General features: G+C 29.6%; 22 protein-coding genes and 3 tRNA genes. 15 read left to right on the top strand and 10 right to left on the bottom strand.

The window, feature by feature from the left end; genetic code table 11:
• Positions 1 to 41: 41 nt before the first annotated feature.
• Positions 42 to 629, bottom strand: coding sequence for a rhomboid family intramembrane serine protease (locus I6U48_RS26810; RefSeq protein WP_218323579.1), 588 nt, complete (start codon positions 627 to 629; stop codon positions 42 to 44).
• Between the two features lie 229 nt (positions 630 to 858).
• Between I6U48_RS26810 and I6U48_RS26815 the strand changes: the two genes are divergently transcribed.
• The 9 genes from I6U48_RS26815 to I6U48_RS26855 all read left to right on the top strand — a co-directional run bounded on the left by I6U48_RS26815 (position 859) and on the right by I6U48_RS26855 (position 10310).
• Positions 859 to 933, top strand: a tRNA-Gln gene (locus I6U48_RS26815).
• Between the two features lie 3 nt (positions 934 to 936).
• Positions 937 to 1012 (top strand) — tRNA-Lys (locus I6U48_RS26820).
• A gap of 13 nt (positions 1013 to 1025) precedes the next feature.
• Positions 1026 to 1109 (top strand) — tRNA-Leu (locus I6U48_RS26825).
• A 113-nt stretch (positions 1110 to 1222) separates the two neighbouring features.
• The gene (locus I6U48_RS26830; protein ID WP_218323580.1) at positions 1223 to 2518 is read left to right on the top strand and encodes a hemolysin family protein; all 1296 of its coding nucleotides are present in this window, start codon (positions 1223 to 1225) and stop codon (positions 2516 to 2518) included.
• A 216-nt stretch (positions 2519 to 2734) separates the two neighbouring features.
• Positions 2735 to 4432 (top strand): methyl-accepting chemotaxis protein, encoded by a 1698-nt coding sequence (locus tag I6U48_RS26835; protein WP_218323581.1) that lies wholly within the window; start codon positions 2735 to 2737, stop codon positions 4430 to 4432.
• 54 nt (positions 4433 to 4486) lie between these two features.
• A complete protein-coding gene (locus tag I6U48_RS26840) occupies positions 4487 to 6538 on the top strand; it encodes a UvrD-helicase domain-containing protein (protein WP_218323582.1) in 2052 nt (683 codons plus the stop codon).
• Positions 6528 to 8720, top strand: a complete 2193-nt coding sequence (locus tag I6U48_RS26845; protein ID WP_218323583.1) for an ATP-dependent helicase — start codon at positions 6528 to 6530, stop codon at positions 8718 to 8720. Before I6U48_RS26840 ends, I6U48_RS26845 begins: the two co-directional genes overlap by 11 nt.
• Before the next feature lie 61 nt (positions 8721 to 8781).
• Positions 8782 to 9531 (top strand): PD-(D/E)XK nuclease family protein, encoded by a 750-nt coding sequence (locus I6U48_RS26850; protein WP_218323584.1) that lies wholly within the window; start codon positions 8782 to 8784, stop codon positions 9529 to 9531.
• Between the two features lie 146 nt (positions 9532 to 9677).
• Entirely contained in the window at positions 9678 to 10310 is a 633-nt protein-coding gene (locus I6U48_RS26855; RefSeq protein ID WP_218323585.1) for an IDEAL domain-containing protein, read from the top strand.
• Between the two features lie 54 nt (positions 10311 to 10364).
• On the opposite strand, the gene I6U48_RS26860 is transcribed toward I6U48_RS26855, so the two are convergent.
• The 3 genes from I6U48_RS26860 to I6U48_RS26870 all read right to left on the bottom strand — a co-directional run bounded on the left by I6U48_RS26860 (position 10365) and on the right by I6U48_RS26870 (position 13327).
• A complete protein-coding gene (locus I6U48_RS26860) occupies positions 10365 to 11054 on the bottom strand; it encodes a L,D-transpeptidase family protein (protein ID WP_218323586.1) in 690 nt (229 codons plus the stop codon).
• A 98-nt stretch (positions 11055 to 11152) separates the two neighbouring features.
• Positions 11153 to 11890, bottom strand: a complete 738-nt coding sequence (locus I6U48_RS26865; protein ID WP_218323587.1) for a polysaccharide deacetylase family protein — start codon at positions 11888 to 11890, stop codon at positions 11153 to 11155.
• Positions 11891 to 12013: 123 nt separating this feature from the next.
• Entirely contained in the window at positions 12014 to 13327 is a 1314-nt protein-coding gene (locus I6U48_RS26870) for an amidase domain-containing protein (RefSeq protein WP_246615571.1), read from the bottom strand.
• Between the two features lie 274 nt (positions 13328 to 13601).
• Here I6U48_RS26870 and I6U48_RS26875 point away from each other — a divergent pair, with 274 nt between their 5' ends.
• Positions 13602 to 14738 (top strand): cysteine desulfurase family protein, encoded by a 1137-nt coding sequence (locus I6U48_RS26875; RefSeq protein ID WP_218323589.1) that lies wholly within the window; start codon positions 13602 to 13604, stop codon positions 14736 to 14738.
• Positions 14735 to 15892, top strand: coding sequence for a tRNA uracil 4-sulfurtransferase ThiI (thiI, locus tag I6U48_RS26880; RefSeq protein ID WP_218323590.1), 1158 nt, complete (start codon positions 14735 to 14737; stop codon positions 15890 to 15892). The genes I6U48_RS26875 and thiI overlap by 4 nt, the downstream gene beginning before the upstream one ends.
• 636 nt (positions 15893 to 16528) lie before the next feature.
• On the opposite strand, the gene I6U48_RS26885 is transcribed toward thiI, so the two are convergent.
• Positions 16529 to 16912 carry a hypothetical protein gene (locus I6U48_RS26885; protein WP_246615572.1) on the bottom strand — a complete coding sequence of 128 codons (384 nt, stop codon included), beginning with the start codon at positions 16910 to 16912 and terminating at the stop codon, positions 16529 to 16531.
• 174 nt (positions 16913 to 17086) lie between these two features.
• Here I6U48_RS26885 and I6U48_RS26890 point away from each other — a divergent pair, with 174 nt between their 5' ends.
• From I6U48_RS26890 to I6U48_RS26905, 4 genes are all read left to right on the top strand, one after another.
• Positions 17087 to 17941 carry a response regulator gene (locus I6U48_RS26890; protein ID WP_218323591.1) on the top strand — a complete coding sequence of 285 codons (855 nt, stop codon included), beginning with the start codon at positions 17087 to 17089 and terminating at the stop codon, positions 17939 to 17941.
• Positions 17941 to 18402: a chemotaxis protein CheX gene (locus I6U48_RS26895; protein WP_218323592.1), complete on the top strand. Its 462-nt coding sequence runs from the start codon at positions 17941 to 17943 to the stop codon at positions 18400 to 18402. The genes I6U48_RS26890 and I6U48_RS26895 overlap by 1 nt, the downstream gene beginning before the upstream one ends.
• Positions 18403 to 18492: 90 nt before the next feature.
• Positions 18493 to 19518, top strand: a complete 1026-nt coding sequence (locus I6U48_RS26900) for an alpha/beta hydrolase family protein (protein WP_218323593.1) — start codon at positions 18493 to 18495, stop codon at positions 19516 to 19518.
• Positions 19519 to 19737: 219 nt separating this feature from the next.
• Complete coding sequence (locus tag I6U48_RS26905; protein WP_218323594.1) at positions 19738 to 20919, top strand: DUF4317 domain-containing protein; 1182 nt, start codon at positions 19738 to 19740, stop codon at positions 20917 to 20919.
• Positions 20920 to 20964: 45 nt separating this feature from the next.
• On the opposite strand, the gene I6U48_RS26910 is transcribed toward I6U48_RS26905, so the two are convergent.
• The 5 genes from I6U48_RS26910 to I6U48_RS26930 all read right to left on the bottom strand — a co-directional run.
• Positions 20965 to 22548 (bottom strand): CsxC family protein, encoded by a 1584-nt coding sequence (locus I6U48_RS26910; protein WP_218323595.1) that lies wholly within the window; start codon positions 22546 to 22548, stop codon positions 20965 to 20967.
• Positions 22549 to 22790: 242 nt separating this feature from the next.
• The gene (locus tag I6U48_RS26915) at positions 22791 to 23615 is read right to left on the bottom strand and encodes a CsxC family protein (RefSeq protein ID WP_218323596.1); all 825 of its coding nucleotides are present in this window, start codon (positions 23613 to 23615) and stop codon (positions 22791 to 22793) included.
• 234 nt (positions 23616 to 23849) lie between these two features.
• Positions 23850 to 24986 carry a CapA family protein gene (locus I6U48_RS26920; RefSeq protein WP_246615573.1) on the bottom strand — a complete coding sequence of 379 codons (1137 nt, stop codon included), beginning with the start codon at positions 24984 to 24986 and terminating at the stop codon, positions 23850 to 23852.
• Between the two features lie 116 nt (positions 24987 to 25102).
• A complete protein-coding gene (locus I6U48_RS26925) occupies positions 25103 to 25705 on the bottom strand; it encodes a hypothetical protein (RefSeq protein WP_218323598.1) in 603 nt (200 codons plus the stop codon).
• Between the two features lie 87 nt (positions 25706 to 25792).
• Positions 25793 to 25992, bottom strand: a 200-nt coding sequence (locus I6U48_RS26930; protein WP_218323599.1) for a hypothetical protein, incomplete at its 5' end; no start/stop codon positions are given.

The following is a 25992-nucleotide window of genomic DNA, read 5'->3' on the forward strand; positions in this document are numbered from 1 at the left end:
TCTTTAAATTTGCTTTTATTTTTATTACAAGGTCAATCCTATCATTGTAAATTGCATCGCCCTGTAAAATTTTCTCTTCTAGTTTTTAAATATCCTAAAATTCCTCCACATAAGCCGCCTATTATATGAGCTGAATGAGAAATGTTATCTGTAGCGAACATTGCGTTAAGAACTTCTCTTCCTACAAAAAAGATTGCTACCAAAATTAAGGTTAAAGGAATTTTGCCAGATTTAACATTAGCAAAAGAACTTAATATTATTAGCATAAAAACAATTCCACTAGCACCAAGAAGTGCAGTAGAGAAGAATAGGGTATTGATAACTCCGGTTATAAGTGCAGTGAAAGCTATCATTTCTATTAAATTAGTAGATCCATACTTTTCTTCTACCATAGGTCCTACTAAAAGTACAATTAAAAAGTTATTTGAAAAATGACTCCAATTAGCATGACCGAATATATAACTAAATAGACGGACATACTGCATTGGGTCTGTTAATGAAGTTTTATAGTTAGTGAAAAGATATCTTGTTGAGACATCATATGTGACTTTTCCTAGCAAGTAGGATATAAATGCAAGAAAAGTAAAGGTTAATATTACAGGGGAATTGTATTGAATTCTTTTAAACATGTGCAACTCCTTTTTATTTATAAGTGTTTACAAAATTTAATATAAATTTATCTTATCCAATTTTTCTTAATTTTAAAAGGCTTTATTGATGTTTTTAACAAAATAAAAGTCGATTAATATTTTGAATATAAGAAGTAAATAATACAAAAGTAAAAAAATATCAAAAGTTGTTGACAATATTACTATAAGGGATTATAATATATAAATGTGTGGTAAACAAATTACACATTGGGATATCGCCAAGCGGTAAGGCAATGGACTTTGACTCCATCATTCGTAGGTTCAAATCCTGCTATCCCAGCCATTTGGTTTACTAGCTCAGTCGGTAGAGCACATGACTTTTAATCATGGTGTCCGGGGTTCGATTCCCCGGTAAGCCACCATAAAATAGAATACGCAGGTGTGGCGGAATTGGCAGACGCACTAGACTTAGGATCTAGCGCCAACGGCGTGGGGGTTCGACTCCCTTCACCTGCACCAATTTGAGACATAGTTGATATTTCAACTATGTCTTTTTGTATTAATCAAGAATATTAATGATATAGAATTGAAAAAATATAATATAATGACCTGTATTTTAAGGAGGGTTTCCAATGGCTAGCTTTGCACCAGAATTGCTTTTAATATTAATACTTATATTTATTAATGCATTTTTTTCAGCATCTGAAATGGCTATAGTATCTTTAAATAGAAATAGGATAAATTATTTAGCAGAAGAAGGTAACGAAAAAGCTGTGCTTATATTAAGGTTATTGGACGAACCAAGTAAATTCCTTGCAATAATACAGGTAGGTATAACACTTGCAGGTTTTTTCGCCAGTGCCTTAGCAGCAACAACAATTTCAACAAGATTTTCGGAGGTATTGCAAGCAGCTAATATACCTTATAGTAATAAAATATCAGTTGTTTTAATTACTGTTCTTTTAGCATATATTACATTGGTCTTTGGAGAGTTATTTCCTAAGAGAGTTGCTCTGCAAAGTTCAGAAAATATTGCTATGTTCACTATAAAGCCAATTTTATTCATTTCAAAAATAATGCTTCCTTTTGTAAAATTATTATCAAGCTCTACAAATTCTCTAATGAAGCTTCTAGGTATAAATCTTGAGAATCTAGAAGAAAAGGTATCAGAAGAGGAAATTAGAACAATGATTGAAGTTGGTCAGGAAAATGGTGTTTTTAATGAAACGGAAAAGGAAATGATAAATGGAATATTTGAATTTGATGATACATTAGCAAAAGAAGTAATGACACCAAGAACAGATGTATTTGCTATAGATATTATGGATTCTAGTAGTTTAATTATAAGTGAGATACTAGAGGAAAAATACTCAAGAGTACCCGTATACGAAGAGGATATTGACAATATAATAGGCATATTATTTATAAAGGATTTGTTCAGTCAGTTACTAAAGGTACCAACAGATGAAATTGATATTAGAAAATTATTAAGACCTGCCTACTTTGTACCTGAAAATAAGAATATCGATATATTGTTTAAAGAACTACAAGAATCTAAGTATCATATGGCTATACTTATAGATGAATATGGAGGATTTTCAGGAATTGTCACAATAGAAGATTTGATAGAGGAAGTAATGGGAAATATATTTGATGAGTATGATGATTATGAGCAAGATTTGAAAAAAATAGATTCTAATACGTATTTAATTAGTGGATCTTTAGCTATTGATGAAGTAAATCAATCTTTAAATTTAAATCTTCAATCAGAAAACTCTGATACAATTGGAGGATTTGTCGTGGATTTACTTGGAAGTATTCCAAAGAAAGATGAAAAAAACAGTATAGAATATGAAAATATAATCTTTAAAATCGAGAAAGTCAACGAAAAGAGAATAGAAGAACTTAGAGTACATATAAAAGAATAAATAGTTGTACTCAAGATGTTGAAAATATTACCTTTATATATTAATATTATGTTAACAAGTAAAAACAAATATATGATTTAAAAGTAAAAATAACCCATTTTTGCGAAAGAATGATGTTCGTGTAAAGGATATCATATTCTATATGAATCTTAATTTTAAGTTAATGAGAAAAAATGTTTTATGGAAGAGATATAAATTTACTGGGGGGGAGTAATAATGATAAAGCTAAAAATAAAAGGAAAAATACTTCTAATGATTATAGGCAATATAATTATTTTAAGTGTTTTGATCCTTGTAATCACATTTTTTCAGGCTAGAAAAATGATTGAATCTCACTTTGAAAAACAGTTGGATTCAACAGGAAATCTAGCATTAAGTCTAATTGACAAAACTTATCAGGGGGATTGGAAGGAAAGTGAGGGGAAATTATATAAAGGCAATCAGTTAATAAATGGAGATACTGAACTTGTAGATAAGATAAGAGAATATACGGGAAATCATTTTACTATATTCTTGAAGGATATAAGAGTAACGACAACTGTAACAAGTGAAGGCAAAAGAGCTATTGGTACAAAAGCTAGTCAAAATATAATAGATCAGGTATTAAATGGAGGAAAAGAGTATACAGGAGAAGCAGAAGTGTTAAATTTGCCCTATGAGGTAAAATATGTACCGATAAAAGACAATAATGGGAAAAGTATAGGGATGTTTTTCGTAGGAATAGAGAAAAGCAAAGCAGACCAACAGATAAACTTAATGTTAAGTTACATAGCATTATCTACTCTGGGATTAATTCTTATTTCGACTTTGATTGTTCTTAAAATCATTAAAAGTATAGTTAATCCTCTTAAGTATTCTGCTAAATATTTTGCAATGGTATCTAATGGCGATTTGTCAATATCACTGCCTGATAATGAATTACAAAGGCATGATGAGATAGGTGATTTATCTAGAGCTATAAAAAAGATGCAGGAGTCTGTTAGAGAGATAATATCAGGTATTAGACATGTATCGGAACAGGTAAATAACCAAGCGCAAAATCTATCATCTATTTCACAGGAAATGGCTTATTCATCTGAGAGTGTATCTGTTGCGGTTTCTGACATGGCTAAAGGAACTGATGAACAATCACAAGATTTAATTGGTGTTCTACAAGGTCTAAGCTTATTTGGTGATACTTTAGAAGAAACAGGACGAGCTATATATGAAACAGATGAAATGTCAAGGAACATTAATCTAATGGCCACTGATAGTAGTCAAAAAATGAAAAATCTAACTCAGCTATTTGAAAATATAATTGACTCTTTTAAGAATTTTGAATTTAAAATAAAAAATCTTGGAAACGATATCAATAAGATAAACGAAATAACTATATTTATAAATAGCATAGCAGATCAAACTAATTTGTTGGCTCTAAATGCTGCTATAGAAGCTTCAAGAGCTGGAGAATCGGGGAAAGGTTTTGAAGTTGTAGCAGAGGAGATAAGAAAGCTAGCAGAGCAAAGCAAAACTTCTTCAGAAAGCATTAATAAATTAATAGCTTCTATAGCTGGGGAGACTTCACTAATAATGGGAAGCTCGGATAACATTAGCAAAGATTTAAATGAACAAGTTAATGTTATAAATAATGCTGTGTATTCCTTTGAAAAAATTGTTGAAGAAGTGGATAAAATAATACCTAAAATCAGATCTGTAACAAATTCTTCGGTGAAAATTAATGATGAAAAAAATTCTCTAATGCAAAAAGTAGAGGAGGTAGTATCCATATCCCAGGAAATAGCGTCTTCGACTGAAGAGGTATCAGCATCCTCTGAAGAAATGAGTTCATCTTCTGAAGAAGTGGCAGATGCTTCAGAAAGACTTGTTAATGAAACAAATGGAATGATTGAGAAAATAAATAAATTTAAATTGTAAAAAGTTAAAAAGGCCAATATATGTTTATATACCAATACTATTGGGAGGAGTGCAATGAGATATACAGAATTGGAACATAAGATAATGGAAAATCTCTTTAATGAAAACTGTATAATAGTTAACGGAAAGTCTGGCAGTGGTAAAACTACATTAGCTATGAAAAAGTATAGGCATATGGTTGAAAATGAAGGAATAAATAGTGAAGACATATTAGTTCTTGTAATGAATAGGCATCAAGCTTTAACTTGGAGAAAAGAATTAAACTTAAGTCTATCTGGAGAATTAAAAGTGTATACTTATCAAAATTTTATAAAAAGGGAATTAATAAAATTTTGGCCAATAGTCTGTAAAAATTGTGATGAAATTAAAAAAATACAATTAATACCAGAGTTCGTTTCAAATGATACAGCCATCTACATGATGAAGCTTTTAGTTAACTATTATAGAAACAAAGGATACTTTATGGACATAACTTCCACTTCAACCAAAATAGCAGAAGATTTAGTTTCAAATATAAGCAAAGCAGCAATATCTTTAGTAGATTTAGAGGAGATAGGCTCTAGACTGTACAATTCTATGCAAGTTAAAGAAAAAGTTCATAGGGAAAATTATGAGCATATAGATATCACAATAAAACACTATATTAATAGCTTTTTAAAACAGGGCGTTATGGATTATGGTATAAGTACTTATATATATAACAAGTATCTAATAAATGATGAATCATATATTGGAAAATTACAAAATACCAAATATATAATAGTTGATGATTTTGATGAAATATCACTAGCCCAATTAAATCTAATAAATAAGCTTATGTGTGGGATAAGTAAGGCTTTTTTATTTAATAATCCAGAGGGCGGGTTTTGCACGTATTTTGGTGCGGATAAAACCTATTTGGAAAACAATATTGATTTCAGTTATGATGAAGTTGAATTAGAAGAGAGTTTTTTATGTAATAAGAATTTTTTAGAGTTCGCAGATAAGCTTAATAGAGAAACTTTAAATATAATTTCACAATATGGCAAAAAAACACTTATAAATTTTGATATGTCATCCCAACTTAGAAGTGAAATGATTGAAAAAATAGCTATTAAGATCAAAGAACTTGTTGATAAGGGGAAAAATCCTGAAGATATAGCTATAATAGAACCTTTCAATGATTTTATTTTAAGCTGTGAAATAGAGTATAAGCTAAAACAATTAGGTATAAATGTTTTAAATACCTCTAAAAAGTCCAGACTTATAGATAACTCATATGTACATAGTTTAGTAACAATAGCATGCATGTGTAAGCAGTATAATATTAAATTAACTATAGATGACTATAGAAGATTTTTTTCAATAGTATTGGATATAGATGTTATTAAGGCATCTATACTATCAAAACTAATATGGAAAAAGAATGAACTCCAAGAGTTATCAGAGCAGGTTGTTGAAAGAATAGGAAAAGACATCGCAATTCGTTATAATTATTTAAAAAGTTGTATTGAAGAATATAAAAAAGAATATATATCTTTAGATAAACTTTTCAGGAGAGCATTTTTAGAACTTCTTATAATTTTGCCGGATGCGAAAAAAAATATATTAGTCTGTAAAAATTTAAGTGAAAGTGCTGAAAAGTTTATAGAGGCACTTTCACAATTTGATACAATGAATAATCCAGAGAGTAAATTTATTTCATATATAAAAAATGAGGCTTCAGATTTTTATTCCTTAAGAGAGATAGAAGAGTTATCTATAAATAATAAAGGAGTAGTTTTAACTACTCCGTATAATCTGTTAACATCTAATATAAAGAGCAATATTCAAATATATGCAGATATAAGCAGTAACATGTGGTCTCCAAGAAATATTAAAGAACTTACTAATACATATGTTTTGAGAACAAATTGGAATATAGACGAAGTTTATACAGAAGAAATAGAAGAACAAAATAGAATAAACAATTTAATTTTAATAATAAAATGTCTTATAAGAAAATGTGGTGAAGAAATCTATTGCTATGGCAGCGAATATTCTATTAATGGATATGAACAACAAGGTTATTTTTATGATTTTAGTGTTGACATTTATAGTGAAGGAGATGAAATAGGTGCAATTTAGAGAGGATCAGATCCCTATAATGGAATATGAGGGAGGAACTATGGCTGTACCTGCAGTGCCTGGAGCAGGAAAAACCTTTATAGTGGCTAATCTTGCGGCTAAAATCATAGAACAGAAAAGAAACAAATTAGGAAAAGTGCTTGTAGTAACCTACATGAATAGTGCAGTTAGCAACTTTAAAAGTAGAATAACTTCAGTATTAAATGAAAAAGGAATAAGCAATAGTAAGGATTATGAAGTTATGACTATACACAGTCTAGCCATGAAGATATTAAAAGATAGACCGGATATAGTAGGGATTAATGAGGAGTTTCATATACTTGATGATTTAAAAAAAGTTATGTACCTAAACGAAGGAATTGAAGAGTGGAGAAGAAGAGGTGGAGAAAGGATATTTAAATCTTTTTTATCTGATCGACATGTCCAAAAATACAATGAGAAATGTGATCAATGGTGGAGGGATTTTTTTAATATAGCTGATATTTTAATTAGTGAACTCAAGCTTAATGATATTTCACCTGAAATGCTAATTAAACAGGTACAAAATTTTGAAGATAGCAGTATTATAAAAAATGTATCATATATCTACGATATTTATACGAAAAAATTAAAAATGCAAGGATGTATAGATTATAATGATTTACTTATACTTTCATATAAGGCTTTAACTATAGACACAAAATTAAGAGAGAAATTTCAACGAAAATATAGTTTTATTTTTGAAGATGAGTGTCAGGATTCTAATTTAGTACAGTGTAAGATGCTTTCACTGCTTTCAGAAGATAACAACAATTTAGTAAGAGTTGGAGATTTAAACCAAAGTATAATGGGCACATTTACTTCCTCGGATCCTAAATTTTTCGCAGAATTTTGTAGCGAGGCAGACAAAAAATATGTTATGAATATGGCAGGAAGAAGTTCAAAGGAAATTATAGATGTGGCCAATTATTTAGTGAAATATACTAGAAATAATCATGCAGAAGAAAAGTGTAGAACAGCTTTGGAAGAGCAGTACATAGAAGTTATGTCTAATATAGGTGAATTCAGGAATCCAAGTATAGAAGATTATGGAGTTTATAGTTATATTTTAAGTTCATGGGATAAGGTTAAGGAAAGTACTATAAAATCAATACAAAACTTTAGATTAAAGTATCCTGATAAAACAATAGGAATATTGGTACCATATAATAATCAAGTAAGTGAAATTTCTAAAGAACTTAGAGAAATTGGCATAGAATGTGATGAATTGTCTAGCACACCGGAGAAAAGGCTAAAAGTCACAAATAAGCTAGGTTATATATTAAGTTTTTTAGGAGAACCTGATAATATTTTTAAGCTTAGAGAAGTTATTAATAACCTCATAGATAAAAGTGGTAAGGGTAAGGAAATTTTATTAAATAATTTAACAAGCTATAAAGTTGAAGAAATATTAGAATATAAAATAATAAGAGATAAGTTATATAGCAATAAGGAGTTTATTGATAATGATATCATAAACTTTTTTGAGAAAAATATGGATTCTATAAATCACATACTTAATTATCAAGATCTATCTATGGAGAAAATAATATTGAATATAGGAAATTTATTAGATTTTAATATAGAAGATAAAGCTATGATTCAAGCTGTGGCATCTTATGTGAAATATATTCAAAAAGATATTTCGGATTTGAGTTTTGAATATATTTCACAAATACTTTTAGATGTAAAAAGTTCTATTTTTAAACACATAGCAGATATTATTTATGAAATAAAGGGATATGATCCAACACCAGATAGAGTAGCAGTGGCTACTTGTCACAAGTCAAAAGGATTAGAATGGGACTGTGTATTTTTTTTATGTATCACAAATTATAATTTTCCTTTTTCATTAAATGGAAAGTTTAGATCGGAACAGTATTATTTTAAAGATGAATTTAAAAATTTAACTACCTTAGGAAAGGTAGAAATACAAAAAATACTAGGTAAAACAGTGTATAGTAGTCCTTTTATACAAGCTAAGGCAGAAGTAGTTAGTGAAAAGGTAAGACTTTTGTATGTGGGCATAACGAGAGCTAAAGAGTATTTGATTTTGATGTCTCATAAAGACGAGATCAAAAAAGATTATCCTTCAAAATACTTTGAAATTTTAAGAGGATTTATAGAAGAACAAAGAGAAAAATTTAAAAGTAATATAGTTTAATTATAGAGTTAACTATCTATATATAATATTTTGAAATAAATATTAAAAGGATGTGACAATAATGTTGGATGTTAGGAAACTGAATTACTTTTATTATAGTCAAAATTCGTTAAATACTTTTAAAAAATGTCCGCTAAAATTTAAAATGAAATATATTGATAATATATCGTGGAAAAATGATTCAGAAGAGGATATAGAGTATTATGAAGGAATAAAAGTTGGTTTGGACTTTCATCTAATTTGTGAAAGGTACTTCTCTAAAATTACAATAGGTAATGAAAATTGTAATAAGGAGCTTATTGGATGGACAAATTCTCTTCTTCATATGATGCCAATAGACGAGGAAAATGTATATTTACCTGAGTATGAAATAAAAATTGTAAAAAATCATATGAAGCTTCAAGCAAAGTATGATTTAATTATTATAAAACCAGATGAAAGTATTGAAATATGGGACTGGAAAACAGAAAATAGGAAGTTATTACATAAAGAAATGGAGAAAAGGTTTCAAACAATTGTATACATGTATGTTTTAAAAGAAGGACTTAGCATAGTTTCAGGCAGAAAAATAGATACGAATAGAATAAAGATGAATTACTGGCAACCTCAATATGAGGATCATATTATAACGATTGATTACTCAGAAGATAAACATAAAGAAAATGAAGTAATCATAAGTGAAACTATACAAAACATTAATAAATATGACTTCTCAAAAGATTTTAATAAAAGTTTGTATATAAAGCAATGTAAGTTTTGTGAATTCAATTATTTTTGTAACAATGAAAAAATAGATTCTAATGTAATCTAGCTATATTAAGAGATTAAAAATAAGTTGATAATGTCTACTTGTTTTTAATCTCTTTTCTTATTTTCGCAATTTTTTGTAAAAAGCAAAATGCGACTTATTTCGAGTATAATAGGATAAGATAAGTATAAGAAAGAAGGAAAAATACTATGAAGATAAATAACTTTATTCTATCAGGCTCTTCAGAAAGTGAAGATTTTGAATATGGAATGGAAATTTTACCTAAAAAGATACCTAATAAGTTAACTGACAGAATAAATGTTTCTATAGAAAAAAAAATTATAGGCAAAAATAGGTACAACCTATCTTTTAAAAGAAAAGTAAAATTTGAAATTATTAATAATAATTATAATTTATCAAAGGAAATTTTTGGTAAATATATAAATTTTCTTGTTAGTTTTATTTATGGTTTAAGTAAGAGTAAAGAAGAATTCAATATTGAGAATCAAGGAAGGATAATGATTTCTTTTTTAAATGAAGAATTTATAAAAATAGTAGCCATTGTTAACAACAATGACAACTCAAATAAAGTATTTTTTACTCTATCAAAACAGGAGTTACTTATTTATATTGAAATCTTAAAAAATATTTATTTTGAAAGATATGTTGATATCTATTCGAATTATCAAATGAATTATTTAGTTAATCCTATAACTAAGGAAGAAAGAAAAAATATTTATGTAGGTGCATTATATGCTTTTATCGATAGTGCACTAGATAACAGAGATGAAGATATGTTTTATCAGCTATCTAAAGAAATTAACACAATTCTAAACAATTAAAGGATAACATTAAATTACCTAGTTTAAAGAACCCCTTTGAATATGAAATAATTCTTATTCAAAGGGGTTCATACCAATAGAATTGTAAAATCCCTTATCTATACTATGAGTAATTGGAAGCTTATTGTTCTTTCTAAATTTAATTATGCTGCTTTTCATGTTGTCACCATATACTCCATCTAAAGATGAATTGTAATAACCAAGCTGTTTTAATTTTAGTTGAACTTCAAATACGTCTCTCCCTCTATCTCCTGGATTTAAGGTTCTAAATTTATTATAGGACATCCCATATGGTCCACCATAAATTACTACAATTGTCCCAGTATTAACAAGTCTATAAAGATCTTCTACATCGTTATTAAGCATTCTGATACATCCCATAGAATCGGGACTTCCTATGCTTAGTGGTTTATTAGTACCGTGGATCCCATACTTTCCCCATGGAATGTTAAGCTGCATCCATCTTGTTCCAAATCCTTTTCCCCAACCAGATTCTTTATTTATTATTATCCATGTTCCCAGTGGAGATGGAGTAGACTCTTTGCCTCCTGCTATAGGATAATTTTTTACTACTTCGTGAGTATCGGCATTTAATAAATATAATTTTAATTCTGTTAAATCAACTAATATATCATACTTGTTATTTTTAGGCAGAGTTAATTGTTCAGATGCTATTACATCTATTGATGAGAAACAATTGAGACACAATATTAATGTTATTATTAATGATTTAAATCTCTTCATTTTAACACCTCAGTATAAATAATTAAAAACTTCATTATTATTTTTAACTATTTGTACGTATTTACTCTTGTAAAAAGTGGAATATATCGATAGATATCTTACTTTGATACTCTAAAATGATATTCTGGAGTATCAACTGTTATAGCTTTAAATTCATATCCTAAATCTTTATAATATTTTATAATCTTAGGCAATATCTCACAGGTTTTTCTGTTTGGTTGATCACAATGAGCTAATAAAAATATCCTGCTTGGGTTAACACATTTTTGGGTGGCCTCTCTAAATAGTTTATCTTGAGGAGTATTATAGTCTAATCCATCTGATAGGCTTAAATTCCAATCATATATTTTATAATTTTTTTCATGTAATTTTTCTAGAAGATTCTCACTTAAGTGTTTTTTACTTCCTGATGGAAATCTTATTATTCTTGGGGAAAATCCAAGAACTTTTTTTACTTCATCAGCAGTTTTGTCCATTTCCTCTATAAAAGCATTGTCGTTTGCATATATCTTTTTATACTTATGAGTATAAGTATGAAGACCTATGCTGTGCCCTTCTGTATATATTCTTTTAAGGGTCTGCTCATTACCATTAATTTTATAGCCTACTATAAAAAATGTAGCCTTTACATTTTCATTGTTTAGAATATCCAAGATCTTATTATTTACTAAATTACTTGGTCCATCATCGAAAGTTAGATATATAACCTTATGATTTGGATCAGAGGCTGATACAGTAGAATAATTTGTAATGTGGAAAATATTACTTATAAGGTTAAAAAATACAATAAAAAAAATTAGAATAGATAACATGAATTTACTTTTTTTATTTATCATATAAACTACCTCCATATCTAATTTATAGACATTCGCGGCCTCACTCAACTTATACTATGAGAGTTAATGGTGATATTTAAAAAATATTTAACTTGTGCTAACCTGTTACTAATAAAAATTTTTCTAGCCATTAATGTGTATTAAGAAGAACTTTATTTTATTATCACCCCAACCTAGATCCCATGGTACATGATATCTATCTGTTGTATGAGAATTTATTAGAGGATATCCATGAGAATCAAAACCTGTAACTATGCCGAAGTGGTCAATGTTACTTTTCTTTTCATAACATACAAGGTCAGCCAATTGTAACTTACCTAGAATACCATTTGGCAAATCTGGAAGAGGTGAGGCTAAATCTTTGAAAGTTCCCTTTTTAATGACACTTCCTTTACCACTATATATTAAGTAATCTTTTAATCCATCTGCATTTACCCAAGCTGTGGAGCCTTGACTGTTGCCAAACCTTGAATAGGAGCAGTACCAGGTATAATCTGTAGGAAGCTCTCCACCTTCTTTATCCCCTAAAACCTGAGATGCAAAATTTGTACAATCACCACCAGCTCCATTAAAGTCCTTATATTTTTTGTTATATTTAAAGTTATTACCGCTGCCCCAAGCTGCACCACAATATTTATCAGCATATTCAACAGCTTTTTCTCTATTATAATAAGATTTTTTATATGTTTGCTTTTGTAGTAGTGTTGGTATATACCCTGCTCTTTTTATGGCAGTACCTGATGGTGGCGATAAATTTTCTTTTATATCTCCAGTATAAGCTTGTAATGCATCCTCAAAGCAATCAGTGTACCAGTCATTATATACCATCCATTTATCATCTTTTTTAACTAGACTTAAAACATGGCGTATTCCTACACCAAAGGAATTTGTAATTGGGACTTCATCTTGAGGATAATTATAGTCAAATTTATAGCTTTCTTCTAAGGCTATTTTTATTAATTTAGTGTTAGGATGAATCTTTTTTATCCTTACTGTAGATTGAACATTTGTAAATTTCATTCCTCGCTCTTTAGACCAATCGTGTAAATATTTAACACGTTTTACTTCGTGCTCTAGGGCCCATACACCAAATTTTTGTGAGGTATCAAAATAAGGTTTTAAAGATAATAAATCTCCTGTAACAAAAGCAGAAGAACGTCTATTATATATATCCTCTATGGCTGTTTTTAATTCATTTTCATCATATGGAGATGAGAAGATGAATCTAAGCAAATCTTTATGCTTTAAATTTTTACTTTCATCTTGCGTCAAAGAATAATTTTTTGATATTGAAGGAACGCTTTTTTCACTTGTATTCAACTGATCTAGTTTAGAAACACTTGGATTTTTGTGTAATATGAAAAATCCGATATTAATAACTAAAATTACAATAATATATATGATGAATCTTTTTTTGAAGTTTAGCTTTAAATACAATATAAGACCTCCTTGTGTTAAATGTATTAACATGGTTTAAATATGAAAGTTTATTTTAGTATTTACTTTTTCAAATAGATTTAATAGTGATACTAAATAAAAAGAGTATCCAATTTATTACATATAATGATTTATTTTTAAATTATGTTAAATGATTTGATTCTAAAGTTTAGTACTGCAAAATCTTTTATTGATATCTTGATAGTGTTAGAATATTATGTGTTATAATTAGTTTTTGTATAAGAAGTAAATAATGATGTTGAGGAGTGATATTATGGAAGTTTATTTTGATAATAGTGCAACCACAAAGCCTTATGATGAAGTTATAGAGACTATGATAGATGTAATGAAAAATTACTATGGAAACCCGTCTTCAGCTCATTCTTTAGGCATAAGAGCAGAAGGTAAAATGAATGAAAGCAGAAGCTTAGTTGCCAGTACTTTAGGTGGAAGCAAAGAGGAAATCGTATTTACTTCGGGTGGTAGTGAAAGCAATAATTTCTTAATTAAAGGATTCATAAAAGAAGGCGGAAATATAATAACTACGAAGATAGAACATCCTAGTATCCTAGCTCTTTGTAAACAACTTGAAAACGAAGGAATCAATATTACGTATTTAAATATAGATCATAGTGGAAAAATAGATTTAGACGAATTGAGCAGAAGCATTAATAAAGACACACAAGTTGTAAGCATTATGCATGTGAATAATGAAATTGGTACTGTACAGGATATTGAGAAAATAGGAAAAATTATAAAAGAAAAAAGTAATAAGGTTAAATTTCACGTAGATGCTGTGCAAAGCTATGGAAAATATAAAATTGATGTGCAAAAATGTGGAATAGATTTATTGTCTGCTAGCGGTCACAAGATACATGGGCCAAGAGGAATCGGAATAGCTTACATTAGAAAAGGACTAACTCCTAAACCTTTGATTTTTGGAGGAGGCCAAGAAAGGAGCTTCAGATCTGGTACAGAAAATCTTGCTGCAATGGCTGGTTTTTCTAAAGCTGCAGAAAAAATATATAAGCAAATGGATGAGAATTATAAAAAAGTATCAGAGGTTAAGAATTATTTTGTTAACAAAGTAAAAAATATACCAGACATAAGAATTAATAGTATCGGAGAGCAATATTCCCCATATGTGCTTAGCATTTCGTTTATCGGTGTGAGAGGAGAAGTATTGCTTCATTCTCTTGAGGAAAATCAAATATATGTGTCAACTGGTTCTGCATGTTCGGCTAGAGGTCACAAAGAAAGTCACGTGTTAAAAGCAATAGGTTTGAAACAAAAGGAAATTGAAGGAACTATACGGTTTAGTTTTTCAGAATATAATACAAAAGAAGAAGTGGATTATGTATTAGAAAACTTAAATAAATCATTAAAATTTTTGAGGAGAGTTAGCAAATGAAAAAACTTTTATTAGTAAAATATGCATCAGAGATATTCTTAAAGGGATTGAACAAAGGTAAATTTGAGAAAAAGCTACTTGACAATATCAAGAGTGTATTAAAAGGTTTAAATTATGAATTCGTCACTGATTCAGGTAGATGGTTTTTAGAATTTGATAATATTGAAGAAGGATTAAAAAGGGTAATAAGGGTATTTGGAGTTTCTGAAGTATGTATTGTAACAGAAATTGAGGCTAATATGGAAGAAATAAAAAAGCAAGCTTTAAAGGAAGCGATTGAAAGTAAAACTGTAACTTTTAAAGTAGAAACCAATAGGGCTAATAAGAACTTTGAAGGAACCTCAATGGATATAAGTAGAGATGTAGGAGCATATATCTTAGCAAATACTGAGAATTTGAAAGTTGATGTAAGAACTCCAGAATGTATTGTAAATGTGGAGATAAGAAAAAATGCATACATATATTCTAAAAGAATCAAAGCGGCAGGTGGGATGCCTTATGGTACTAATGGAAGCACAATGCTTATGCTTTCAGGTGGAATTGATTCGCCAGTGGCAGGATATATGATGGCTAGACGTGGCGTTCAGTTAAATTGTGTCTATTTTCATAGCCATCCATATACTAGTGAAAGAGCAAAAGAAAAAGTAAAAGAGTTAGCAAATATATTAAATAGTTATATGGGCGATGTGAAATTATTTGTAACTCCTTTCACAGAGATACAGATGCAAATAATAGAAAAGTGTAGGGAAGATGAGCTTACGATAATAATGAGAAGATTTATGATGAGGGTAGCATGCAAAATTGCAGAATTAAATGGAATCAGCTCAGTAACCACTGGTGAGAGTATAGGTCAGGTAGCAAGTCAGACAATGGAAGGTCTTGTTGTAAGCAATGATGTAGCAGACAGACCTGTATTTAGACCTTTAATTGCCATGGATAAGGTGGATATAATGGATATAGCGCGAAAAATCGGAACCTTTGAAACGTCCATATTACCATACGAAGATTGCTGTACTATATTTGTACCAAAGCACCCAAAGACTAAGCCAAGACTTGAAGAAATAATAAAATCTGAAAGTGTCTTAGATATTGATAAACTTGTAGAAGATGCGGTTAAGGGTTCCATTGAAATACTACAAAACCCTGAAATATAAGGTTCAATTTGAGATTATATTTTTAGTAATGATTTGATTAATAGTTTAACCATGTTATAGACAAACACGGCCGAAAGTAGACTTATACGCAGGTAGATGTTACCAAAGCTGAAAGCACATATAAAAACTTTTTTATCATTCTTAGCTCAGTATTTTAGAAAATCTTAGGACTTCTGATATGTTTGAGGTACGAGTTTATCAGATGTTCTTAGATTTTCAAAATACTGAACTTTAGAATGATTAAAAGTTTTTATCGTGCTGAAGCTTAGTAACATCTACCGGAGCATAAGTTTACTTTCGGCCGTAGGTGTCTATATATTGAGTACTATTTGAAGATCAAAATAGAGTTTATTTTTTTAAAACTTATTTCAAAGTAATCCCAGAATGAACCGGTCCATCTCCATCCACCAAAATGATCTCCAATAATAAAAGTTATCCAAGTCCAAAATTGTGTGTTATCTCTAAACCATATATATATATATTTATATAAGATATTCTCTGATAATAATTCAGTTTCAACTAATGATTGAACTTTAGAGGGTATAAAATTAGGTGGTGGATTATTTGGAGATGGAGAATATAATGATCCAATTATGCCACCTACTGGTGGTGAACAAGAATGTCCTCACCTAAAAGCTAGTAACATACAAAGGAGTCTATTTGTCTAAGATCAATTCCAAAATAAACCCATCTACGACCATTCCATCGGAAACCTGATGCAGAGTTTCTTCCTACAAAAGTAAGCCATGCCCAAAAACCGTTACCACGTCTAGGCCATATATACACAAATCTAAAGGTGCATGGTCTTATAGCCCCAGGATCAACGGCGTATGGTGTAGCTCCAAAACCTTTAGCATTATTAACTTGAGCCTGAGATTTTGATGGAGCAAAGGATGGTGGTGGCGAACTAGGAGGTTGAGATGCAGAAGGACCACCAGGACCACCAAAAGGTGGAGGAGCACCAGGAAATTCTTGACGGAATAAAGACATCATTGGACAATCATAGCAGTTGCAATACATAATATATACTCTCCTTTTAAACATTACATTACATATTATGTAGTAAAATATATAAGTGTTAACACTTTTATTATAAAAAAGCTAAACTTATATAAAATTTTCATATAATATATTGCCAGTGCCAGCCCTTTGTTGTTATACTTAAACAAAATACTTATAGAAAGTGGTGTTTTTATGAAAAAAACTAGAGTTTTAATAGTAGATGATTCCATATTTTCAGTTAGTGTTTTAAGAGATATTTTAGAGGAGAACGACTTTGAAGTAGTAGGAGATGCCGCAAGTCTAGAAGAAGTTAAAAAAGAAGTGATGGATAAAAAACCAGATTTAGTAACCATGGACATGACTATGCCAGGTGCTGATGGATTAGAATGTACAAGAGAAATTAAAAAAATTGATAGTAATATTAAAGTTATAATTGTTAGCTCAATGATGGACGATGAAATTGTGAAAAAAGCAGAACGAGATGGTGCATCTGGATATGTGCAAAAACCTGTTGATTCTGAAGAGCTTGTAACAACAGTTAGAAGAATTTTTGCTAGTGAAGATTTATATATTGAACTTAAACAAACTTACATGGATTTATTTAAGGAGTCTTTGTCAAATAATTTAAATAGGTTAACAAAAACTATACCAAATTATACTGAGGAAATTTATAAAAGTGAAACTGAACATTCAAGAGGCGTATCTATAGTGGTTGGAGTAATTGGAAAATTTGCAGGAAGAATGCTTATGGATCTTTCAAAAGAAACAGCTGAAAATATCTCAAGGCTAGCGATCAAAAGGGATCCTAAGAATATGGAAGAGTGTTTGCAAATTTTGGGAGAGTTTTCGAATATTGTTGCTGGAAATGCTTGTTCATACTTGAATAGAAAAAATAAGTTGTATGGCTTTAGAGTTTCACCACCTGCAATATTTCATGGTAACTCATTAAACATATCTAAAACTTCTATGGAGACAATAACTGTTATCTGTAAAACTCAATTAGGTGAAATATTCTTTAATGTTGGATTCCAAAGGAGTGATGAATAGTGGATGTTAAATATATAAACCCTGTTATAGGTGCAGTTTTAAATGTTTTGCCGCAACTAGGATTAAGTAATATACAGAAAAAGGGGATAAGTGTTAAGGGTAAATCTATAAGAAGCAGAGGCGTTGTAATAATACTTGGTATAATTGGTGATGTAAAAGGAAATATTCTTTATAATATTGATATTGAAAGTGCCAAAAAAATTGCATCTATAATGATGATGGGAATGCCAGTAAATGAATTAGATGATTTAGCACAAAGTGCACTTTCAGAAATGACCAATATGGTTACAGCTAATGCCAGTATAAACTTTTCAGATATAAATATAAATACTAATATATCGACTCCAACATTGATGTATGGACAGGATTTTGAGGCGAAAGTTAGTTCGGAGCAAGTTCTATGTGTGGAAATTGTTGCAAATGAAATACCAATAGAAATAAATATCGCATTAGAAATATAGTTATAATTAAAAATTGTTATCACAAATATATAACTAGTAACATATCATATATTTTATATCCTGATTTATAAGTAGATAATGGAGGAATATATGATAATCGATTTTTCTTATACTAAAAAAAGTATTAACTTTGTTAAAGGATATATAGTGAAGGGAACTTTTTATCGTTGTAGTTATATTAGATATAAGAGTTTATATAGAAATCCTGCTTCAGGAACGGAGAATGTGGAGCTTTATAACTTTGAGCCGAGAGGAAAAACACAAGCTTCAGTAATTATACTTCATGGATTAGGAAGCAGGAATATAAAGTTTATGTTATGGCTTGGTACACATTTAGCTTCTGTGGGTGTTAACTCCAGTATAATAATTTTGCCAGGTAACTATACGCGAGTAGAGGATAAATCCGTTAGTGGACGAAGTTATATATGGCCTGATATTAGAATCATGTATCAATTTTGGGAACATGCAGTAGTTGATGTATCTTCAACCATAGATTTTCTTTGTAAGGAAAAGCTTTGGAGGGAAAATAACTGTATAATCGGATATTGTCTAGGTGGCATGATTTCATCTATTGTTGCGGCAATAGATGAAAGAATTAATCAAATTATATTTATGACTACAGGAGGAAACTTACCTAAAATAATACATGAATCTTATGTTACAAGCTTTACTAAAAGATTATTTAAAGAAGGATATGGACAACAATATTATATAAATAATAAGGAAAAATTATATGAAGTATACAATCGGCAATTTCCTATTGTAAAAGATATGAACTTGTTAGAAATCCTGAAAAATAGAGAAATTCATCCACTTTTCAGGATAGATCCTATATCCTATGCTCATTTACTTGATAAAAACAAGATTACTTTTATAGATGCATTATTTGATGAAATATTACCTTTAAAAAGTAGAATGCAGCTTTTTAAGGAAATGAAAGGTTCAAAAAGATATGTAATACCAACAACTCATGTTGGCTGGCTCCCATTTGAAATACTTTTAGCACAATACATTCTACTTAAGGTTAATATTAATGATAAAAAGTCTGCAAATTTAGTTATGAAGAAACAAAAAATATTTGACTATATAACATATAAACTTTTAGGAAAGATATAGTGAAAATTTATATTTGTAATTCAATATATATTACCCGGTTCATTTTGCATGGACGGGTTTTTGTTCGTTAATTTTTATTTTATTTTGATTACAATAATGACTTATAATTATTTTTAGTACGTTAAAACTTTTATAATAGGTTTAATTGAGCTATAATTATAATAAAACTATAATTGGACTGATGTTTATAAATTTAATATACAAAAGTGAGGTACTGGCATGAATAAAAAGGATTTGGCCGATATAAGAAAAGAGTTTAAGTTAGGCAGTTATATGATGCCTATAAAAGAGGTATACAGTGTGTACTTAAAAAAAGATAATGGAGAAATTATAACTAAAGAGCTTAATTATTTTGAGATGATGGATATCGAGAAGAAGGAACTTTATCTAGAGAATTTTAAGAAGGTTTTAACAGGAACTATAGATACTAAGGTTTTTGAATTGGACTTTAAAATGAATGTTATTGATGAAGTTAATCAAGAAGAAGGTACACAAAGTGTTCTCTATAATGCTTTAACTTCTGGAAATAATATTGTAGAGTATGCAGATAAAATAGTGGATAAAATAGCTAAACATTATTCTTATGAAACAGACGTAGTAATAAATTTTGTAAGAGCAGAATATTACAAGGGTAATAAAAAAAGAAGTGAAGAAGCAGATGAAGCGATAGATGATTATGTACAAGCGATAGAATTTGTATTATGCAGCGTAAATAAGGTAGATGTTCCAAAGAAAGTACTAAAGTTTGATTATTCTGAAATGACATTTAAACCTACTTCAGCATTAGATATTACAGTGAACTTAAATTCACCATTAGATGGATTCATGTTTCCAAGCTTTTCGAACGATTATGTAGATGTAAATAAGCTTATTTATTATTCTTCAAAGGCTAAGCAAATGAATTTTACTTTTGTAGAAGATGTGTTGGATTGTGGTGTTAAGCCTACTGCAGTAGAAGAAAAAGAAAGTTTTAATGCTATATTAAATACAGTAGTTGGAGATAAGATAAAGCCAGAAACAATGCATGAAATATATGAAAAAATAAATGAAAAGCTCGAGGATGCTGAGGAAGATGACGAAGAGCCGACTGTAGATATAAAAGAAGTGCAAAGCATTTTAGAAGATAGTGGTATAGAAAATCCAGAAGTTGTAAAAAGTGCTTTTGAACAAGTTTGTGGAGGAGATTACGATTTTAAAGTAAAGAACATAGTTCCGGATTTTGGAAGCAAGTCTATTAAAATTGAAAATGAAGCTACGAGTATAATTATAAATCCTAATGAACTTAGTGGAATTAGACAGGTAATAGATAAAAACGGTAAAAAGTACATTATGATTGAACTTAGGGATGATGTTGAAATAAATGGATTTAAATTAGAAACAGAAGAATTTGAACTCATATAAAGCAAAAGCCATCTAAATTTAGGGATTAGATGGCTTTATAATATTTTATCTATTGATAGATATCTGTTGATTTTGTAGAAGTTTTATAGTTAGGTGAATAACTACCTTTTCTTTTACAGTATTATAAGTTTGATCTAGATTAAATTTGCAGCTATCATCTCTAATTGGATTTTCTAGAAAGTCTGATTCGATAATTTCTGCCTTTATTAGTTCGCAAAATACTTTTTCGTTAAAAAATTCAGTTAATCTAAGATTTAATTGGCAAGGTATATTACCTAATATGCCTTCTTCACAAGGATCACATATTTCGATGTTATTTCTGAGAATCTCTATTTGTTCAGGTGGCTCAGTATTTATAAATATAGGTAAAGTAGTAAATCTTATTTTAGCGGCGCAGGTAAAAGGAACCCTAACTGTAGTGTGTCGTATTTCTCCACTTGTTGTTCCATCTGTAGAACAATCTTTTGTTGCATATTCTACATTCTTTCTAATAAATCCTTTGATAAATAAGATTCCAAAGTAAGGATCAAATACATCAGGAATAAGATTACACTGTTCTAAGTAGACATTTTTCAGAATGCGTTTGATTTCAAGAGCAGGGCTTTCAAGCTTAAACTTAGATTCAATAGAAATTTTTATAGTGGGTTCTGCTAAAACTACAGGTGCTTTTATTACGACAGCATTAGTTATTCCTATAACAGATCCAGGTGTATTTGGGCAAAATGAGAGTATTTCTGTTTCGGAGCTTGATTCACAATCTCTTATTAAATCACATTCATCAAAATTGTCTGTAGAGGAGTAGTCTTCTTCAGAGCACTCATCTTCGCAGTAATCATCATTTTCAGAGCACTCATCCTCACAGTAATCATCCTCTTCAGAGTACTCATCTTCGCAATAATCATCCTCTTCAGAGAAATTTTCCTCAGAGTACTCATCAGTGTAATACTCTTCTTCAGAGAAATCTTCTCCAGAGGAGTCCTCGATGTACTCATCTTCTTCAGAGAAATATTCTCCAGAGGAGTCCTCGATGTACTCATCTTCTTCAGAGAAATTTTCTTCAGAGGAGTCCTCGATGTACTCATCTTCTTCAGAGAAATTTTCTTCAGGGGAGTCCTCGATGTACTCATCTTCTTCAGAGAAATTTTCTTCAGGGGAGTCCTCGATGTACTCATCTTCTTCAGAGAAATTTTCTTCAGAAGAGTCTTCGATGTAATACTCTTCTGAAGGGGAATTTTCCTCAGAAGAGTCCTCAGTGTAATACTCTTCTCTAGAGAAATTTTCTTCAGGTAGATTTTTTGAAGAATGCTCTTCTTCAGAGTAATCTTCTTTAAGGTACTCTTCCTTGCAATAGCTTTTCTTATAGTAGGTTTCATTATTTTCTATAGGTTCCTCGTGAATTTCTTCACAACATCCTTTATTTTCGTACTTTTTAGGAGCATCTATCATAAGATCCTCTTCTATGTGCTCAGTGTTAACTGTTTCTTTTAAATATTTGTCGTGGTGCTTTTTATGATGTTTTTTATCATGCTTTTTATCATGCTTCTTATGGTGTTTTGTTTTCTTATAGTCTTCTTTTTCTTTAATATTCTCCTCTAAACAGCTCCTTTTTGAGTGATGTTTTTTACTCATGACTTTATCCTCCTTTAAAGGGCATTAAAAGTTCTTAACTATATGTGCAATTAAATAGACTTATAATTTAGTTAAGTAAAATTTATATTTGCTCTAGATGACTTGAGTTATTTTAAAAATAGACCCAAAACTTAACAAAGAGAGCTTTGGGCCTGATAATATTAAATTCGATTGTTAAAAAAATATCATACCCAGGTAATTCTTAAGTTTATAGATGTATTTTATGAAGTATATTTGTTATTTTAAAGTATGGCAGTTAATCCTACTTGTTGTTTCTGCAATACTTTTAATGTAATAGTTATTAACATTTTTTCTTCTAAGGTTTTAAAGGTTCTTTCAATATTATTTTCGCAACAAGATGATGATATTGGTCTTGGGCACTTTTGGAAGTCATCTTCTTTGATAACTGCACCTATTAATTCACAGAATATTGGCTCATTAAAGTTTTCAGTATGAACAAAACCTTTTTGACAAGGATTTAGGCCCATTACAGGTTCGGCACAAATATCTTTGTTATTGGAGAATTCTCCTAAGAACTCTACTGAATCTGCTGGAGGAGTTGTATTAAAAATTGGACCTCTAAGCACAGGTCTTCTAAGGAATTCAACTGTAGCAGTACCTCTAAAAGGTATTCGAACTGTAGTATGATTTATTCCTCCACTTATAGTTTGACCATTTTCACTTACACAGCTTACAGTAGCATATTGAATATTCTTTCTAACAAAACCCTCTATGAATAATGTTCCAGAAGAAGCCTCAGGAGGAGTTTCCATTAGGTGGCATTGAGTTACATATACATTCTTATTTATTTGCTTGATTTCCAAAGCTCTTTTTTCTAATTTTATATTAGAAATAACAGGAATAGTTATAGAGGTTTCTGCAAGTACTATAGGAATTTTTCCAACAAAAGCTCCTGCAGGAATTAAAGTAGGAACTACTGGTGTAGCTAAAAATTCAGTTTGAGTATGTGTATTTATAACCTTCGCATTACATGAGTCGTGACACTCTTCTTGTTGAGAGCAACCACATAGATTATCGTCTCTATCTTCACAATGTTCGTTTGACATTCTGAAATCCTCCTTTTTAATAATTTTTGAACATAAATAAAAAGTATATATTCATATTCTAATTTATATTATTCAAGAATATATATTAACGTTACGATAATTATGCTTTTATATAATATTTTTAAAACAAATTGAAGTTTAAAACATATTTGCTTATGTGAGTTAGGTTTGCTTTATAGAACTATACGAGAAATTAATTTTAAAATTAAAAGGCGTAGAGTTAAATCTCGACGCCTAGAGGTTAAAATATGTAAATTCATCAGTAATTTTAAATCCAGCTTTTGGTGATAATTTATTTAATTTTATAAGAAAACTATTTTTTTCATCACCTTCCATGGGTGTAGGACAATAGTCATTTATATTCTTTACAGAAGATATACTGCAGGGAATTACTCTTATACCATAGGATTTAAGCCTTCCATCTTCTACTTTAAATCGACTTTGTAATATAAATGAATCTTTATCTGAGGGATAAGTATTTCCACCAAAACAGAAATTAGCTAAGCTATAACAAATGGTTTTGCCTTTATAGGTCTCTATGCCTTCAATAACATGAGGGTGGTGACCAATTATTAAATCAGCGTTATTATCTATGGAAAAATGAGCCAGATATTTTTGAACCTCATTAGGATAATATTGACTTTCGTCTCCCCAGTGGAAATTAATTATAACTATGTATCCCTTGGATTTAAGCTCATCTATATCATTCTTTAACTTGGTTAAGAATTTATTATCATAGGAAAAACCCCTATATCCGAGGAAACCCAATTTTACTCCTTTCAGTTCAGTAGTCCATATGTTACCTTCTCCAAAAAAGTTTATATTTTCGTTTTTTAAGGTATCTTTTGTATCAGCAAAACCCTTTTCTAGATAGTCATAAATATGATTATTTGATATGTTAACTGCTTCAATGCTGCCTAGAGATAGAACTTTTACATATTCTGGTGGAGACTTAAATGTAAATTGTTTATCTGCTTTGTCTTTAGAGTTAGTAAAAGTAGTTTCTAAGTTTGCAATCGTTAGGTCATCATTTTTAAATATATCAACTGTATTTCTGAAAAAATATCCATAGTCGTAATTATGTTTTTTTAATTGATAAGGAAGGCTGTTCTCGAAAACAAATTTGCTATCGTGTCCAATGGTGCAGTCGCCTACAGAAGATATAGTAACTTCAGCCAAGGATTTTTGTGTGATTTTATTAGAATCAAGGTCGCTTTTGGACGGTAAACTAGTAACTGGTTTAGCAACTGAAGTTTTAGGTTTATTAATATGCTTAACTAGAATAAATGAGGGTATAAAGATTATGATGCATAGAGAAGCTAATACAAAAATCCTGCGAATTATAAAAATTTTTTTTTTACTCTTTTTCATAAGTTTCCCCATTTCTAAAAATAAATTTTACTGATATGTCGGAGTTTAACACTTATTACTAAGTATTAAAATTATATCAGTAAATGTAAGTCAACTCAACTAGTTCTTACAAAAGCTTAACATATATCAAGCATTGCATCTATTCGTTTCTTTAACTCCTTATAGACATCTTCACATTTTGCATTTATGTGATAAATTAGATGTATGCTATCTTTTAGTTCAGAGCTTTTAGGGTGAACAACTGGAGATGTGGTTAAAATGTTAACAGTCGCAGATAAAGTAGCAGAAGATGCAGAAAGCTCGTATAATGTAGTAAGTAGAGGGCTTACACAGTAATCAAAATAAACTCGTTGTGTTAGATCTAAATTTAATTTTGCAATTTGTTCTTTAACGCTATTTAAGTTTTGTAATAATGTAGATAATTGACTAACACTCTCAGAGGTGTTTGTGCTGGAAGTACTAGAAGCAGGTGAATTTGTGGTAGTATTTGTAGTAGTATTTGTGGTAGTATTTGTAGTAGTATTTGAATTATTTTGTGATAAAGTAAATTGAATATTTTTTGTAATTTCTAATCCAGACTGAATTATTTGTTCTATATTTTCAGGAGTTAAAGTAGCCCTGTTGAATTTATCATTATAATTTGATGTTGAATTAGTGCTGTTTTCAATATTTTTATCTTGAGATTGTAGTGAATTTGCTTCTTTGCTATTAATACTCATTATCTATCACCTTAATTACATTTATATAATGAACTCATTAACGTAATAACTTATAAATTTATTTTATAATATATTAATAATATGTTGTTATGAAGCTATATTATTACAATTACAGAGCATGATAAATATATTTTCATTTGCATTATTTTCAGTAACATTTGTATAATATAGACATCCACGGCCGACACTTAACTTATGCTCCGGGATATATTTACATTCTTCCAGCACGATAAATACTTTTGACAAGTCTAAAGCCCATATTTTTAAAAAAGCTAAGAATCTTTGAT

It is taken from the genome of Clostridium thailandense, from assembly GCF_019207025.1.
GTDB classification, from domain to species: Bacteria; Bacillota; Clostridia; order Clostridiales; family Clostridiaceae; genus Clostridium_AM; species Clostridium_AM thailandense.